Annotated in this window: 1 protein-coding gene; it reads left to right on the forward strand. The window is 53.8% G+C overall.

Going from position 1 to position 238, the window contains the following annotated elements:
- A partial coding sequence (locus tag Q4563_RS22440) for an ATP-grasp domain-containing protein (protein ID WP_303606120.1) occupies positions 1–238 on the forward strand: 238 nt, incomplete at both ends.

A 238-nucleotide genomic window follows, 5' to 3' on the forward strand; every position in this document is an offset into this window, starting at 1 on the left:
GTTGAAGGCTTTGTCGATTTTGACTTTGAAATCACTTTGTTAACTATCCGTCATAGTGATGGTGCCGGCGGTACCTTGACCAGTTTCTGTGAGCCGATTGGGCATCGCCAGCAAGACGGCGACTATCAGGAATCCTGGCAGCCACAGCAAATGACCGCTGCCGCGTTACAACAGGCGCAAGCCATTGCGACCACGGTGACCAGTGAGCTGGGTGGTTGGGGGCTGTATGGCGTTGAAT

Source organism: Gilvimarinus sp. 1_MG-2023 (genome assembly GCF_030548285.1).